This is a genomic window from Erysipelothrix rhusiopathiae (assembly GCF_900637845.1).
Classification (GTDB): domain Bacteria; phylum Bacillota_I; class Bacilli_A; order Erysipelotrichales; family Erysipelotrichaceae; genus Erysipelothrix; species Erysipelothrix rhusiopathiae.
Window position 1 is genome coordinate 1,740,237 of sequence record NZ_LR134439.1, and the last position, 15,724, is coordinate 1,755,960.

Annotated in this window: 14 protein-coding genes and 1 tRNA gene; 1 reads left to right on the plus strand and 14 read right to left on the minus strand. The window is 35.6% G+C overall.

Annotated elements, in window-relative coordinates:
* Window positions 1–96: 96 nt before the first annotated feature.
* The 11 genes from EL194_RS08415 to EL194_RS08465 form a co-directional block, all read right to left on the minus strand.
* Window positions 97–753 (minus strand): HD domain-containing protein, encoded by a 657-nt coding sequence (locus tag EL194_RS08415; protein ID WP_003773983.1) that lies wholly within the window; start codon window positions 751–753, stop codon window positions 97–99.
* Window positions 740–2,443 carry a phosphoenolpyruvate--protein phosphotransferase gene (gene ptsP, locus EL194_RS08420; RefSeq protein WP_003773985.1) on the minus strand — a complete coding sequence of 568 codons (1,704 nt, stop codon included), beginning with the start codon at window positions 2,441–2,443 and terminating at the stop codon, window positions 740–742. Before ptsP ends, EL194_RS08415 begins: the two co-directional genes overlap by 14 nt.
* 248 nt (window positions 2,444–2,691) lie before the next feature.
* Window positions 2,692–3,282, minus strand: coding sequence for a V-type ATP synthase subunit D (locus tag EL194_RS08425; protein WP_003773987.1), 591 nt, complete (start codon window positions 3,280–3,282; stop codon window positions 2,692–2,694).
* A 1-nt stretch (window position 3,283) separates the two neighbouring features.
* The gene (locus EL194_RS08430) at window positions 3,284–4,729 is read right to left on the minus strand and encodes a V-type ATP synthase subunit B (protein ID WP_003773988.1); all 1,446 of its coding nucleotides are present in this window, start codon (window positions 4,727–4,729) and stop codon (window positions 3,284–3,286) included.
* 12 nt (window positions 4,730–4,741) lie between these two features.
* A complete protein-coding gene (locus EL194_RS08435) occupies window positions 4,742–6,466 on the minus strand; it encodes a V-type ATP synthase subunit A (RefSeq protein ID WP_081580984.1) in 1,725 nt (574 codons plus the stop codon).
* 11 nt (window positions 6,467–6,477) lie between these two features.
* Complete coding sequence (locus EL194_RS08440; RefSeq protein WP_003773992.1) at window positions 6,478–7,044, minus strand: ATPase; 567 nt, start codon at window positions 7,042–7,044, stop codon at window positions 6,478–6,480.
* A complete protein-coding gene (locus EL194_RS08445; protein ID WP_003773994.1) occupies window positions 7,045–7,353 on the minus strand; it encodes a V-type ATP synthase subunit F in 309 nt (102 codons plus the stop codon).
* Window positions 7,350–7,784, minus strand: a complete 435-nt coding sequence (locus EL194_RS08450; protein WP_003773995.1) for an ATP synthase subunit C — start codon at window positions 7,782–7,784, stop codon at window positions 7,350–7,352. Before EL194_RS08450 ends, EL194_RS08445 begins: the two co-directional genes overlap by 4 nt.
* Before the next feature lie 13 nt (window positions 7,785–7,797).
* The gene (locus EL194_RS08455) at window positions 7,798–9,588 is read right to left on the minus strand and encodes a V-type ATP synthase subunit I (protein WP_003773997.1); all 1,791 of its coding nucleotides are present in this window, start codon (window positions 9,586–9,588) and stop codon (window positions 7,798–7,800) included.
* Window positions 9,589–9,599: 11 nt separating this feature from the next.
* The gene (locus tag EL194_RS08460) at window positions 9,600–10,592 is read right to left on the minus strand and encodes a V-type ATPase subunit (RefSeq protein ID WP_223270454.1); all 993 of its coding nucleotides are present in this window, start codon (window positions 10,590–10,592) and stop codon (window positions 9,600–9,602) included.
* A 7-nt stretch (window positions 10,593–10,599) separates the two neighbouring features.
* The gene (locus EL194_RS08465; RefSeq protein ID WP_003774001.1) at window positions 10,600–10,920 is read right to left on the minus strand and encodes a hypothetical protein; all 321 of its coding nucleotides are present in this window, start codon (window positions 10,918–10,920) and stop codon (window positions 10,600–10,602) included.
* A 104-nt stretch (window positions 10,921–11,024) separates the two neighbouring features.
* Here EL194_RS08465 and EL194_RS08470 point away from each other — a divergent pair.
* A tRNA-Ser gene (locus EL194_RS08470) sits at window positions 11,025–11,113 on the plus strand.
* A gap of 151 nt (window positions 11,114–11,264) precedes the next feature.
* On the opposite strand, the gene EL194_RS08475 is transcribed toward EL194_RS08470, so the two are convergent.
* The 3 genes from EL194_RS08475 to EL194_RS08485 all read right to left on the minus strand — a co-directional run bounded on the left by EL194_RS08475 (window position 11,265) and on the right by EL194_RS08485 (window position 15,719).
* Window positions 11,265–12,476 carry a diphosphate--fructose-6-phosphate 1-phosphotransferase gene (locus EL194_RS08475; RefSeq protein WP_003774003.1) on the minus strand — a complete coding sequence of 404 codons (1,212 nt, stop codon included), beginning with the start codon at window positions 12,474–12,476 and terminating at the stop codon, window positions 11,265–11,267.
* Window positions 12,477–12,555: 79 nt separating this feature from the next.
* Window positions 12,556–14,406, minus strand: coding sequence for a ribosomal protection-like ABC-F family protein (gene abc-f, locus EL194_RS08480; protein ID WP_003774005.1), 1,851 nt, complete (start codon window positions 14,404–14,406; stop codon window positions 12,556–12,558).
* Window positions 14,407–14,420: 14 nt separating this feature from the next.
* Complete coding sequence (locus EL194_RS08485; RefSeq protein ID WP_003774008.1) at window positions 14,421–15,719, minus strand: N-acetylmuramoyl-L-alanine amidase; 1,299 nt, start codon at window positions 15,717–15,719, stop codon at window positions 14,421–14,423.
* Between the last annotated feature and the right edge of the window lie 5 nt (window positions 15,720–15,724).

Sequence of the window (15,724 nt, forward strand, 5' to 3'; positions counted from 1 at the left end):
AAATCCCATCTCACATGATACCCCCTATCCTTTCGTCCCGCTTATAAGTATTGGATTCATGCTTGCATCATAAAAAAAAACAGTTTCCTGTTTTTTTTACATATCTGATTCGTTCATTTCGTCATAGAAGGCCTGATAAAAGTCCAGTAATCGTTGATGACGCACCTTACCAATTTTTTTGGCCTTTTCTGTTTCAAGTAAATCATAAAGTTTGATTAATTTCTCATCGAGATGCGCAATCGCATTTCGTTCTGTATTTCGATATGTTGATAGCGAATCAATTTCAATACTTTTAAGCGTCGGATCATAAAGTGGTGTTCCCTTACTTCCAGCATAGTAGAAAGTACGCGCAATACCAATTGCACCCATCGCATCAAGATAATCCGCATCCGATACAATTTGAGCGACACGAATTTTATTTTGAATACCGAATCCGCCTTTATATCCAATTTGCGAAACGCCTAATATTATCTCGTCATCATAACCCTCAAGATCTAAATCCCATTCGAAAAATAGATTTTTCAGCGATAACTCAAGATTATCCGTCTTGCAAATTTTATCATCAAATACATCATGTAAATAAGCAATTACTTTAATTACAAACTCATTATCCGTTTCAGAAATTAAGCGTGAAGTGAGATTCACAACACGCTTTATGTGGTAATAATCATGACCAGATTTGTCCTTGGACATCATTTTAAAAATGTTCTGGTCTAGATTATCTAAAATAAAAATTTGATTATTGGATAGCATTTTCTAATAGTTCAAGCACTTCTTCTGTAGTTGCACAGTTTAGAGCTTTATCTGTTAGTTCTTTCATAGCTTCGTAACTTAAATCACGGATAATACGACGTGCTTCTAAAATTGATGATGCAGACATCGAGAATTCATCCAAACCAAGTCCTAAGAGTAAAGGAATTGCCTTTTCATCTCCAGCCATCTCACCACACATACCACACCATTTGCCTTCTTTATGTGCGCCATCGATTGTCATTTTAACAAGACGTAAAATTGATGGGTTATAAGGTTGGTAAAGATATGATACTTTTTCGTTCATACGATCAGCAGCCATTGAGTATTGGATTAAATCATTTGTACCAATACTGAAGAAGTCTGCTTCTTTAGCAAATTGATCTGCAAGCATTGCTGCTGCAGGAATTTCAACCATCATACCAAGTTCAATATCATCGCTGAAAGCAATGCCTTCTTTTGATAGATTTTTCTTTTCTTCTTCCACAACTGCTTTCGCATCGCGGAATTCTTGAATAGTCGCAATCATTGGGAACATGATTGCTAATTTACCATAAACACTTGCACGTAATAATGCACGGATTTGTACATGGAAAATATCAGGACGGTCAAGACATAAACGGATTGCTCGGTATCCTAAGAATGGATTCATTTCATGTGGGAATTTTAGGTATGATAATTCCTTATCACCACCAATATCAAGTGTTCGAACAACTACACGACCTGGAGCCATGTTTTCAAGTACTGTTTTGTATGCTTGGAATTGATCTTCTTCATTTGGTAATTCAGAAGCATCCATGTAAAGGAATTCTGTACGATATAGACCAACAGCTTCTCCACCATTATTAACAACACCTTCTACGTCATTTGGTGTACCAATATTCCCGGCAAGTTCAACGTGACGACCATCTTTCGATACTGATTCAGCATCTTTTAGTGCAAGAAGACTCTTACGGTGTTCTGCATAATCATCAGCTTTTTTAGAGTATGTAGCTTTTTCTTCTTCAGTAGGTTTGAAAATAATCACACCTTCTAAAGCATCAAGAATTACTTCATCACCATGTTCGCATTGATCTAAAAGTTTACCTGAACCTACAACTGCTGGAATTTCCAAACTACGAGCCATAATAGCTGAGTGTGATGTACGTCCACCAATTTCAGTAGCAAATCCTTTAACAAAATTGCGATCCAATTGTGCTGTGTCAGAAGGTGTTAAGTCTTCCGCTACAATAACAACTTCTTCATTAATTGTTGTTAAATCTGGAATGTTTAATCCACATGCATGGCATTTCATACGGTAAGTTACATCTTTAATATCTGCTGCACGTTCTCGGAAGTAAGGATCATCCATACTCTCAAACATACCAATAAACATATTACCAATCTCATTAATTGCAAATTCTGCATTAACAGAATCATTTTTGATCATCTCTTCGATTTGACCCACAAATTCAGGATCTTGAGTAACCATTAAGTGAGCATCGAAAATTGCAAGTTCTTCATCAGCGAGACGTCCCACTGCATTTTCTTTAATCGCTGTAATGTCCTTTTGAGTAGCAATAACAGCATCTTGTAATTTTTTGATTTCTTCTTCCGGGTTAGCATCACGTTTTTCAATTTCTAAAACTGGATGTTGAAGTTTGAAAACCTTTGATACTGAAACACCTGCTGAAGCAGCAATACCTTTAATCATAGAATAATCTCCTTTTTCCCTATTTCATCATTGTCATTTTAGCACTTTTTACTTACGTAATCAAAGTTTTTAGTAAAAGTTAGTATGAAACTTTGGTGCTCTATATTTGAAAAATCACATTCGAAACATTCTATCTCTATTACAGAGTTGCTCTAATTTAAGAATTCCCATTCAACATAAAGTGAATCCTTCGTTTACTTTATGTGTAATTAATAAAAGACAGACTTAAAACGTCTGTCTTTTATTAATTACATTTTCTTAACTAATTTCATGCGAATGAATTCTTCGCGCTCTTTTTCCTCAAGTGCATCCGATATTGTTTTAATCTTAATTTCCAAATCTGGAATAACAATCTGTTCTAATGCATTCGCACGTTTTCGACTTTTTTCAATCGCTTTCGCGAGTCGATACATACCATTATCTAGTTCTGCTAGCTTAGCAGTATACAACTTAACCTGACGCATCTGTAAAAAAACTTCATCAAGTCTTGAATTACTCACACTGAGTGCATAAGGAATTTTAACTTCCTTTTCTTCAATCGTAACTTTGGGTATTTCAATCCCCATTACAGAACGGTATACAATCTTGATATCTTCTTCAACTGGCATTAAATTCGCAATACGATCAATAACACCTAAAGAAACATTAGCGCGTTGTAAAGATATATATGCTTTGTCATACGTTTCATCAATCACATCACGTAATTCTTTGACATCATCCATCATTTTAGACAACTCTTGCATTAGAATTATTCGCTTTCGATCCATTAGCTCGTAGCCCAACTTCGCTAATCGAAGCGACTCTTTACACGCAAGTAAATTTCCTTTGGTAATTAACACCTTAATGGATTCCTTCTAGTAAAACCGCATCCACAAGTTCTGGGCTATTTTCTTTGAAATATACCACTGCTGAATGATTATCATAATGTTCATCGAGCAATTTCGCATCAAGACGATCTAGGTCATGAATTGGTAGCAACGACAATAAATGCCAACCGATATCCAGTGTTTCAGATACGGATCGATTCGTTTTGTCTCCTTGCCCTATAAAGTAATTTTCAAATAACTTACCAAACGATAAATATTTTTGATCAGCTTTTGAAAGTTCATCCAAGCCAATAACAGAAGCAAGATTTCGAACATCAATAACTTTCGCATATGCCGCAAATAATTGTGATGAAACACTTGAATGATCCCCTCTTGTTAATCCTTCACCGATACCATCTTTCATAAGACGTGATAGTGAGGGTAAGACATTGATCGGTGGATAAATTCCTTTTTGAGTCATACTGCGATCCAATACAATTTGTCCTTCAGTAATGTACCCCGTACAGTCTGCAATAGGATGGGATATATCATCATTTGGCATTGTAAGAATCGGGATTTGTGTTAATGACCCTGTACTTCCTTCAACACAACCTGCTCGCTCATACATGCTCGCTAGGTCTGAATAGAGATACCCTGGATACCCTTTTCGTCCTGGTACTTCTTCCTTGGAAGAACTGTACTCACGCAATGCTTCACAGTATGAAGTAATATCTGTCATCACAACAAGAATATGCATGTTTTTTTCAAATGCAAGGTATTCCGCTGCAGTTAGGGCAAAACGCGGTGTCAAAATTCGTTCAATTATCGGGTCATTTGCAAGATTCAAAAACATAGTTACGTGATCCATAACACCGTGTTCCATAAACGTTTGTTTAAAGAATGCCGCAACATCATGTTTAACACCCATTGCTGCAAATACGATCGCAAAATCTTCATTCTTATCACCATGTAACTTTGCCTGACGTACAATCTGTGCCGCAAGTTCATTATGTGATAATCCACTACCCGAAAAGATTGGTAATTTTTGGCCTCGAATGAGCGTATTGAGTCCATCGATGGCTGAAACACCTGTGTTTATATAGTTTCGAGGATAGATTCTGGAAACCGGGTTAATAACACGACCATTGATATCAGAAAATTTTTCTGTAAACACAGCTCCTAAACCATCAATTGGTACACCTGAGCCACTGAAACTACGCCCTAATATTTCTTCAGAAAGTCCAATTTCGATTGGCTTGCCTGACAATTTCGTCAACATATTTTTCTTTGACATGCCTTCTGTATTCTCAAAAACTTGAATTAATGCTCGTTCACCTTGCAATTCAATAATTCGACCAAGACGCTTATGATTATCATCATCGACGAGCTCAACGAGTTCATCAAACGAAGCATCTTTTACGCCTTCAATCGCTACAAGAGGACCATTAATACTCGATAATCCTTTAAAAAATATACTCATATCGATCTCCTCCTATTGAATGGACGCAAGTGCGTCGTCAACTTTTTTGTAGTATGCATCAAATTTTGTTAAATCTTCGTCAATTGCATATTTAATTCCAACAATCTCATCAAAAATATGAGTGTTCGTAATTGCGTTCATTGTTTTTTTATCTTGAAGAACCAACTGACATTGTTTATATGTGTAGTTAATCAGCTTCAACATTTCAAATTGTTTTTGTAATGAAACAGAGCTGTCATATTCGTGAAATGCATTTTGTTGTAAGTATCCAACACGAATTACACGTCCCATTTCAAGTGTTAATTTTTGTCGATCAGCTAAAACATCTTGTCCAATTAGTTTTACGATTTCCATTAAACTGGTTTCTTCATTTAGAATCGATAGAATCATTTGTCTGTATTCCAAGAATTCAGGACCAATGTTTTGGTCATACCATCCCTCAAGTTGAACGAGATATTCACTATACGATAAATTATAGTTTATCGATGGAAAGTGACGTATATAAGCCAATGACTTATCAAGAGCCCAAAAACATCCGATAAAACGTTGCGTATTTTGTGTTACAGGTTCTGAAAAATCAGCCCCTTGAGGGGATATTGCTCCAATAATACTAATCGAACCAACATCGCCATTGAGTGTGTCAACATAAGAACTTCTTTCATAAAAGGCTGCTAAACGTGAAGCAAGATATGCTGGAAATCCTTCTTCTGCAGGCATTTCTTCCAAACGTCCGGACAATTCCCGTAAGGCTTCAGCCCAACGAGATGTGGAATCCGCCATAAGCGCTACATGGTAGCCCATATCACGATAATACTCTGCAAAGGTAATACCAGTATAGATTGACGCTTCACGAGCGGCTACAGGCATGTTAGAAGTGTTTGCAATCAAAATCGTTCGTTCCATAAGGGTACGACCCGTCTTTGGATCAATTAATTCTGAAAACTCTTCTAGCACTTGAGCCATTTCATTTCCACGTTCACCACATCCAATATAAACAATAATATCTGCATCGCACCACTTCGCTAGCTGATGTTGAAGCATTGTTTTACCAGCCCCGAATCCACCAGGAATTGCTGCACTCCCTCCCTTAACAATTGGGAACAAGGTATCAATAACACGTTGGCCAGTAATAAGAGGCTCTTTCGCATCAATTCGACTTGCAACTGGTCGTTCATGTCGAATTGGCCACATAACAGAAAGTTTAAATTCTGTACCGTCTTCTAAAGATAAGAGCGTATCGTCAATTTTATACAAACCATCTTTACATTCAGTGGCAATAATACCTGTTTTGGTTGCCATTAGACGATGTTCAATTGAACCCGTTTCGTCAAATGTTGCATAAATTTGACCTAATTGAATCGATTCGCCTTTTGAAACAGAAAAACTAACATTCCATTCTCGTTCTTCAGACAATGTACGCATACTTTGCCCAACATCCAGATAGGAACCGTATTTCTCAGATAATCCTTGCAGTGGACGACCGATTCCATCATAAATATTACCAAGGAGACCGGGTCCTAACTCAATACTTAACGGTTGTCCTGTATGTTCAATTGGTTCGCCAATTTTCATGGATGATGTCGACTCGTAGACTTGAATCGTCACATAATCATCATCGATTCCAATCACTTCTCCTAATAATTTTTGATGTCCAACATATACCATCTCTGACATTGTGAAGTTATCAACATCTCGACTTTTAATAATCGGACCATTAATCCAATAAATTGTACTCATATTGATCACCTCTATATCCATAATTTACTTTCCTGAACAAAATACTCCATTGCTGAATCAAATCGAGAATCCAATGTATAATCGTATACAACATTTCCAACTTCGCATAAAAACCCACCGAGTTCGAGGTCGATAAAATTGAACTTTGCATTTTTGAGATTAAAAAATAATTGATCCTCTTCGCGAATCGAAATGATGACAGGTGTTGTTTCATCGATATTTAAAACATTTAAACCCTCTTCAAGATAACGCTTATAACCTTTTGATTCTCGAAAACGAATGACATCTTCTTTCAAATCGTTTCCAAATGACTCAAGTAATTCTTGTCGACGCATTCTCAACCGCTTTTGCACACTAAATCTTAATTCGGATTCAACACGACTGCGTTTTTTTTCTTCTCGATCTTTAATACTTTTGATTCGAGATTTAATTGAATGTTCTACCTGCAATTTATAAGCAGATAATTCAGCGTCAACTTTTTCTTTTTGAGCACGATGGCTCATTTCTGCATAATTATGTGCCTCTTCATCAATAATATTTACGATTTCTTTAGAAACCTTTGCTTTTTCTCCAGCCATTTATACCACCTCTCCGATAATTTTAGAAATTGTTTCATCAATCATCGATTGAACTTCATGAGACTTATGTCGGTCTGATATTTCAACAATTAACGGACTCGGAACATTGAGTTTTAGGTCTTGAATGTATTCACGATCTAAATCAAAAATCTTAGTTGTGAGTAAAACAATTCCAATTTCTTGATTATGAATCGCTTTATCAAGCTCCTCTTTGAGTTCTTCTTTCTCGTGCACAACTACACCTTCGATACCAGCTAAACGAAGTCCCATTTGGGTATCGATGTTGTCACTGATAAGATACATTTTCATAATTTATTAATAATAAGAATAGCGATTAAAAGACCATAAATCGCAACCCCTTCAGCAAGAGCAACGAAAATCATTGCTTTACCAAAGTTTTCACCCTTCTCAGAAATAGCACCAATGGCTGCAGGAGCGGCTTGTCCAACAGCATAACCTGCACCAAGTACTGAACAACCGACCGCAATCGAAGCAGCTAAATACGCCATACCTTGAGCGTTACTTCCTTGGAATGCATTTGATACTGCCTCATCCGCATGTGTGTAACCTGTGATTAAAACAACACCAATTAGAGCTGCAAAGAAACATGATACTTGGAACCAAACACGGAACTTCGCATTTTGTGGATCTACCTTTTTCTTGTAAACCGGAACGAGTGGTAGTGTAATAAGACCGATTAAAAGCATTGGTCCAATAATTTCAAATAATGATAATGACATATGTATTTCCTCCTTAGTAGACTGATTTAAATGGCTTACCGCCACCGTCGTAATAACGACTAAACATTTCATAATACTCCAAACGTAATGTTTGAATTCCAACAATGAGTCCTTCTAAACCAATAACGAAAATATTACCGAATATTAAAATCAAAATACCCGCACTTCCCGCCATCTCATTTAGAGTCATCACAACACTCATCATTCCCGCATGTGAGAGAACAAAACCTCCAACACGAAGAAACGACATCGTATTTGCAATAAAACTTAAAAGAACTTCAAATAACTCAAAAAAACTTTCAACTAAGTACCCGCCCCAACCTTCATGTGGGGAAGCACTCATTTTATTCATAAGATTCGATAATGGTTCTTTAAATAGAATCATTAATAAAGGTAAAACGATAAAAATAAAAATTGTGAGTGGATTTACAACATGAATTCCTTGGGAACTTAGTGCGACTGCAGCCATAATAAATCCATAAAACATAAGTCCTGCAATACCATTTTGACTGTAGATTGCACTTGTGAAATCTTTTTTCTTAAAGGACAGAACAATGTTAAGCCCGATTGACATGAGTATTAAAATAACACCCAGTGTTACCGTCGTAAGTAAAAGCGTCATTGTGAAATCAGGACTTGTAACATGAATTGGCAATCCTAAAGGTGCCAATAAGGGTTTCAAAATTTCTTCATTTCCAAAAAACGATCCGTAAATCAATCCGAAGAACATTGAAAACATCCCTATACGAACTGCAACATCACCAAGTTTGATTCCTTTTTTCTTAGATAGTAAATACCCACCTAATGCAATCACAAACCCTTGTCCTAAATCTCCAAACATAATTCCGAACAACAGACAATATGTAACTGCAAAAAACGATGTTGGATCAAATTCACCGTATTTAGGTAGACTATACATCTCAACGAACATTTCAAACGGTCGTGAAAACCAACCATTTTTTAATCGTGTTGGCGCTAACAATCCTTCTTGAGTCGAAGCGTCAAAGTTTAATACTTTCATTTCCTCTGGAAATAATGATTCAAAAACCGTCAATCGCACTTCAGGTATAAAACCTACAATAACCGCTTCTTGATTATAAATTGTTATGTACTTGTAATAAGCTTCCTTCAATGACTGAACTTTAATGTATCCGTACATATTTTCCAACAAATCACAGCATTCTTTTCTTAAACCATCATCTGCTCCAATTGGAATTGCAAGAGGTTCGAAAAATAAAGATTCAAACATCTGTACCAGATGATTCTCATCCGCTTCCAAACAAATCCACACAATCCAGCCATATTGTTTTGTACGATGTAATTCTGTGAATACAAAACGTTCATCATTATGTAAAGTTATTTTAGATAATGAATTTGTTGGTATTCTACCGAAATGAACACGAATAAAGCCTTCTTCTACATGCTCCATTGGATATTCTTTTAACTTACTGAGTGCCATCTTGTCATCATCATTTAAACTTGATAGTGATGATTCTTGGCGATGAAGCGTATTATACCGTTGTTCCGCTTCTTGAAGTGCATTTTCGATTTGCTCGACTGAATACTCGCGATCATAATGATCACTTAAGGTCAAATGTAAATCTGTAATAATACGTTCACAACGTGATAAATAACTATCGTAAATACGATCATTTGGATATATTAACCCCCCATCTCCATCCTTAACAACCTCAGTTGCAAGCTCTGGATGAAAATTTGGACAAGTCATAATGTTATCAATCATCGACAACACATTTTTAGGTTCTGTTGATACCATAACAAGTCTCATTTTTTCTATTGCCACTAAACCACCTCCTAAATAATCAGCAACTTAACAATTTCTTCGGGGCTCATTTGGTATCGAACACCCTCAACAACATCAATAATATTTTCTATTTCTATTTTTAAAAGAAACATGTATGAAAACAAAATTACATCTGAATTCGTAGAAAATCGAATTTTTCGTTTTAAAATACTATAACGAATCATATCGAAATAATACTCGATGTGACGATTTCCTTCGAAGTCCTCATATTTACCGTAGGGTGTTTCTTTAAAAGCTTCTAAAAATGCTTCTGCATCTAAATTGAGAATCCACTCTTGCAATCGATTCTCTGAAATATAGTACGGCTCATAATGAACGCGTTTTAATATCTCTGTTGATGTCATATTAAAATACTTTTTCATTCGGTAAACGTTCGAAATATTTTCAAGTTCAATGTTAATTCGAAAAACTTCGAGCAATTCTTTGTTGTTTGGTTCGTGGCGAATTAAATCCAACATGCGTTGGTTATAAAAGATTTTTAAGCTATCTTCGCACTTAGATATATCAACAACATTATCTGTAAGGAACGCGAGTGGCTTATTGTATGACGTGTGCTCTAAATACTTATAAACCTCTTCAAAAGTTGTGCATTGCGCTAAACCATATACATCAAATGACATAAGATGATTAAGATCTTCAACGAAGTCTTCCACAAAATGACTGGTACCTGCATCAATTGCATGCAAAATAAAAATAATTTGCGCGATCTCGACTTCGCGAACATAGAATTCATAAAAATGATGCTTACTGGTTTGAATAAACCGCATAAGACTTAGGAATTCCAAATGTGACTTTAAACGAATACGTTGTTCAAAAAAACCACGATGGATTCCTTTCTCATTAATACCTTCTAAAACATCTGAATACCGTGTTTCATTTTTTAAGAAACTTGCGATACCAGGTATATCTGGCATTTCGAGCATCGATCGATAGTGTGCCGCTGTTAAATGTTGACTATAAAACGAACGTGCCTTGGTAGACATTGCATAATCACTTGCCATCTAATGTAGTAATTCTTGTAAAAAGAATATGCTCCCATTCTTTTTTTGCTACATTAAACCGCTCGTCCAAGTCCTTGACACGTTCGTTATATTCATGATCTGACATAGGCTTAAGGCGTTCGTAGCGTGCATTAGACTCTTCTCGAATCTTCGCAGACTCGTGTTCAAATACTTCTGATAACGCATTATCTATCGATTTTTTTAATTCTTCAAAGTGTTCTTGATCAAATTCACTCGTCAACTCATGTTCATGAACCAACTGCTTTGCACTTTGATTTGCTTTCAATATTCGAAGAATATGTTCATCCATAATTTGCCCTCCTTAAAAAGACAAAACCTATAATACTCCTATCAAAAATAAATTTCAATAAAATATTTCTTTTTTTATTAAAACTTGGTATAATACACATTGTTGGAGAAATACCCAAGAGGCTGAAGGGGTCGGTCTCGAAAACCGATAGGAGTGAAAGCTCGCGAGGGTTCAAATCCCTCTTTCTCCGCCATAATAAAAATAACAATCACTTTTAGAGTGATTTTTTTTATGGGTGACATGTGTAATTCTATTTAATCACTTATATGATTTTAAATCAACAATCTGTGCGTTCTCGTAATGAAATTGTCATGAAAAAAAGACTCCTAAGGAGTCTTTTTAAATTAACGCATGTAGAAAGGTTTAACTTGACGAGGTAATCCTTTTTCGTCAAACATTACAACTGGACGTCCTACTAAAAGAGGAGCGATATAGTCGTGAGCTTCTTGAGCAATACCTGCAAATTCTGGTAAGATCCACTCAATTGGGAAATTCTTAACATGGTTTGCAACATTACTTGCGTCTGTTGCGAAAAATTCAACATCATATTCTTCAACACCTTCAACACGTTTAAGTGCAACCATTTTCCCTGTGAATGATGGTTCCATTGAACGCATGTGTGCTGACATACCAAGTTTGAATGATTCTTCAACGTCTACTTTTGATTGTTCTGTAGCATGTGAACGTTGCGCGTTACTTAAGTCTTGTACTTTAGCACGTTCTGAAATACCTGCTTCAAGAATTAATTCACGTAAAGCATTTCCTGCTCCACCAAGAACTGCATGACCAAATGTATCATTTTTTGATTCACCTGCTGCTAAGTAAGTTCCGTCTTCGTAACGAACACCTTCACTTACAACGATATAACATTTATTTTTTTCATCAATATGTTTTTGAACTGTTTTTAAGAATGCTTCTTTATCGAACGCTAGTTCAGGAAGAACTACCATATCAACAACACCTGAAACACAAGCACTTGCTGCTAACCAACCAGCATCGCGTCCCATTGTTTCAAGAATAAATACATCTTGACGTGTATAAACAGTACTATCTAACCATGTTTGGTAAGCAGTTGTAGCGATAAATTTCGCTGCACTTGCAAATCCTGGACAGTGATCAATAACCATAAGGTCATTATCAACAGTTTTTGGACAACCAACAAATTGGAATTCAGTGTGGCCATTTGCTTCTGCATATTGTGATAATGCATAAACAGTATCCATTGAATCGTTTCCACCAACGTAGAACATAGTACGGATATCATGTTTTTCTAAAATTGCGAATAATTTTTCGAAATCTGCCACGTTTTCACGTTTTAATTTATAACGACATGAACCTAATGCACTTGAAGGTGTTTGACGTAAAACATTGTTTTCGTCTTCACTCATGTGTGTTAAATCCACAAATTTTTCTTCAAGAATTCCCTCGATTCCATGAAGACCACCTAAAACCACATCATAAATTGGGTTCAGTTGGTTTGCTTTAACGATACCTGCAACAGTAGCGTTAATTACTGATGTTGGCCCACCTGATTGAGCCACTAAACATTTAGCCATATAGTAATCTACTCCTTTATTTTTTACCAATTCCTATTATACACAATAATATCAAAATAGCCAAATAAGAAAGCAATTTCTAATCGTTTTCTTCCAAGATTTCCGAAACCTCAGCCCATTCATTTTCACGATGCTTAATTTCATTATGAATTTCATCTATTGTTTGATTTAATTGATTCATTTTTTCATAATCATGATAATAATCCGGACTGAACCGAAGTTCACGATGAATTTCTAAATCCTCGTAGAATTCAATCAGTTCTTCTTCAAGTTTCTTTTGTCTGTTTTTATATTTTTTAATATTCACATATTCATTTTTATTGGTTTGTTTCTGCTCTTGAGATTTTTGTTTGTTTTCGTTAACAATATCAGTCATACTCATTTCTGTATGTTCAAGGACACCATCTTTCAGTAACAAAATATCCGTCGCAAGTTTCTCAATAAAATAACGGTCATGTGATACAAAAATCATTGTACCATCATAATGACTCAGTGATTTTTCTAAAGCTTCTTTTCCTTGGATATCAAGATGATTCGTTGGCTCATCAAGAACAAGAAGGTTATCATGCCTTAACATTAATTTAATCAATGATAAGCGAACACGTTCACCACCAGAGAGAACAGAAACCGATTTAAAGACATCTTCACCCTTAAAGAGAAATTGACCTAAAGCGGTTCGAATCTCTGTATGATCCAACTGCGGAAATTCGTCCCATACCTCTTCCAAAACAGATTTATCCATCGAGAAATCAAGAAGATTCTGATCAAAGTAACCCATCTTAATTTGATGTCCCAACAAAATATCGCCTCCAAGTGGTTCTAAACGTCCTGATAAAGACTTTAGAAGCGTCGATTTACCGGTACCATTATCACCAACAATCGCATAACGACGACCTCTTGTGAATGTTTGCGTCACTGTTGTCAAAGGCTTATCATAGCCAATTACAAAATCACTTAGAGTGAGTACATCTTTCCCACCTCTTAATTGTGACTTAAATTCAGCTTTAAATTCCTTTGTCTTAGAATCCTTAGTTTCAAGTCGGTCAATACGATCTAAATATTTAATTTTTGACTGTGCAAAAGCAGCTTTATTCTTTTTATATCTAAATTTTTCGATTAAACCTTCGATACGTTCGATTTCTTTTTGCTGATTTCGAACCTTAATGTTATGGCGCTCGATATCTTTTTCTTTTAATACTTGATAACCCGTATAATTACTTGAATAACGTGTCGCGATGTAATCCTCTATCTCGACGACCACATTACAAACACGGTCTAAAAATAAACGGTCATGTGAAACAACAACTACAGAACCATCATATGCATTTAGATAGCCCTCAAGCCATTCAATGGTTGAAATATCTAAATGATTTGTTGGTTCATCTAGAAAAAGAATATCGGGTTTACTTAATAAAAGCCTAACAAACGCTAAACGCGTAACTTGGCCTCCTGAAAATGTATTAAGGGAACGGTCTAAGTCCGATACTGTAAAGTTAAATTTTGTAAGCAGTGTATGAACTTCTGTTTCAATTGAGTATCCACCACGTCTTAAAAATTCAGTTTGAATTCGATCATAAGACTTTAGAATTTTATCGCTGTGATCTGTCTTCATCAAAGCTTCCAAATCATTGAGTTGAGTCTGAAGCTTTGTGATATCGCTGTATGCCTCCGCAAAGAAATCCTTCAGTATTACTTCATCCTGAGTTACATGAATTTGTTCTAAAAATCCAGTTCGTATTCCCGACTTCCAAAACACATCCCCTTTATCCAAACCCTCATTCCCAGATAAAACGTTAAAAAGAGTTGTCTTACCAACCCCATTCGCGCCAATGAGCGCAACTTTTTCATTCTCTTGTATGATTAAATTTAAGTCTTTAAAAAGCTCTTGGCTCCCAAAAGACTTAAATGCACTTTTAATTTGAACTAACATATACTATCACCTAATTATTTAGAGTATCCCAATTCTGCTAGAATACCTGATACAGTGGCATCGACTATTTTTGAATGTTCTTGTTTCCATGTATTAAATGTTTGATCATCATTCATGAACCCATATTCAATTACAATCGAATGCATGCCCTTATTGCTTTCAGACGCAAATTGATTTAACTCACGATAAGTCTCATCCATGGTTCCAGCACCTGTAAAACGCCCACCCGCTTCACGTATTGAATCAATTGAATCATATCCTTCAATTTGTTCAGGATGGTAAACACCATCCATACTTCTACCAGAAGACCATATTGAAGGTTTTAATGAGGTAGCATTCATAATATTCTTCATAATATTTGTAGCAAGTTTATTTGATGTGAAATTGGAGTACATAATTGTTGTACCCTTATCGCCTTCATACGGACTATTTGGAAATCTTAACTGAATGTAGTACTTTGCACCAACATCATAAGCTGATTTTAAACGCCCTTCCGTGCCATTTAAAGACTTTGGTTTACTGTCATCACGAGCAATCATAACCGTAAGCCCCTTGGCTTCCAACTGCGTTTTAATCTCCTCTGCTGTGCGATACATTTCTTTACTCTCTATAAGATCGGAACGTTGACCTCCATAATCAATATTTCCGTTTTCATCTTCAACTAAACCAACTGGATCGATTACAATATCGATATTATCTTTTGGAGTTTCAACAGATGATACCTCCAAAAAAACATAATTATCGTTCATAACCTTTTTAGAATCATCATTAAATAAATCCATATCGGCAATCATTCTAATTTTCTTAGAGTACCCATCCTTGGATACCGAATAAAATACATCATCGATTTTATTATCTGAACGTAAGGATAATTGTTTGAGACCTTCCAATATTTTTATTTGATAGAATCCATCTTCGAGCATCTCCATTGGAATTTTATTATCTAAATCAACATTCATCATGTAGACACTTTCTTCATTTTTACAGAGGTTATTCAAAAACACCGTCTTTCCATCAAATGGATCTTGTTCGTGGATTGTATAAGCTTTATTGTACAATCCTAAAGTCTGCCCATAGATACCATAATCGTTCAAATCGATTGGAGGTTGATGTTCTAAAGTCGAAAGCAATTCTTGTGTTTGAATAAAATCTGTCTTACATATCGAAAAGTGATTATCTGTTTCTTGATTCGCTGGTTTATAAAGATCATAAACAGCATAAAATAACAGTCCTAATAATAGAATAAAAGGAACTACAATTTTGTAGTTCACTCTTTTTCTTTCTTTTGGAACATATTTTGATTTAAAATCCATGCTTT

What these genes read in the sequence shown, in the direction of transcription:
- abc-f (WP_003774005.1), bottom strand. Translation starts at nt 14,406, where the DNA reads ATGTTAGTTCAAATTAAAAGTGCATTTAAGTCTTTTGGGAGCCAAGAG.
- EL194_RS08465 (WP_003774001.1), bottom strand. Translation starts at nt 10,920, where the DNA reads ATGGATGAACATATTCTTCGAATATTGAAAGCAAATCAAAGTGCAAAG.
- EL194_RS08485 (WP_003774008.1), bottom strand. Translation starts at nt 15,719, where the DNA reads ATGGATTTTAAATCAAAATATGTTCCAAAAGAAAGAAAAAGAGTGAAC.
- EL194_RS08450 (WP_003773995.1), bottom strand. Translation starts at nt 7,784, where the DNA reads ATGTCATTATCATTATTTGAAATTATTGGACCAATGCTTTTAATCGGT.
- EL194_RS08435 (WP_081580984.1), bottom strand. Translation starts at nt 6,466, where the DNA reads ATGAGTACAATTTATTGGATTAATGGTCCGATTATTAAAAGTCGAGAT.
- ptsP (WP_003773985.1), bottom strand. Translation starts at nt 2,443, where the DNA reads ATGATTAAAGGTATTGCTGCTTCAGCAGGTGTTTCAGTATCAAAGGTT.
- EL194_RS08440 (WP_003773992.1), bottom strand. Translation starts at nt 7,044, where the DNA reads ATGGCTGGAGAAAAAGCAAAGGTTTCTAAAGAAATCGTAAATATTATT.
- EL194_RS08460 (WP_223270454.1), bottom strand. Translation starts at nt 10,592, where the DNA reads ATGTCTACCAAGGCACGTTCGTTTTATAGTCAACATTTAACAGCGGCA.
- EL194_RS08445 (WP_003773994.1), bottom strand. Translation starts at nt 7,353, where the DNA reads ATGAAAATGTATCTTATCAGTGACAACATCGATACCCAAATGGGACTT.
- EL194_RS08430 (WP_003773988.1), bottom strand. Translation starts at nt 4,729, where the DNA reads ATGAGTATATTTTTTAAAGGATTATCGAGTATTAATGGTCCTCTTGTA.
- EL194_RS08415 (WP_003773983.1), bottom strand. Translation starts at nt 753, where the DNA reads ATGCTATCCAATAATCAAATTTTTATTTTAGATAATCTAGACCAGAAC.
- EL194_RS08475 (WP_003774003.1), bottom strand. Translation starts at nt 12,476, where the DNA reads ATGGCTAAATGTTTAGTGGCTCAATCAGGTGGGCCAACATCAGTAATT.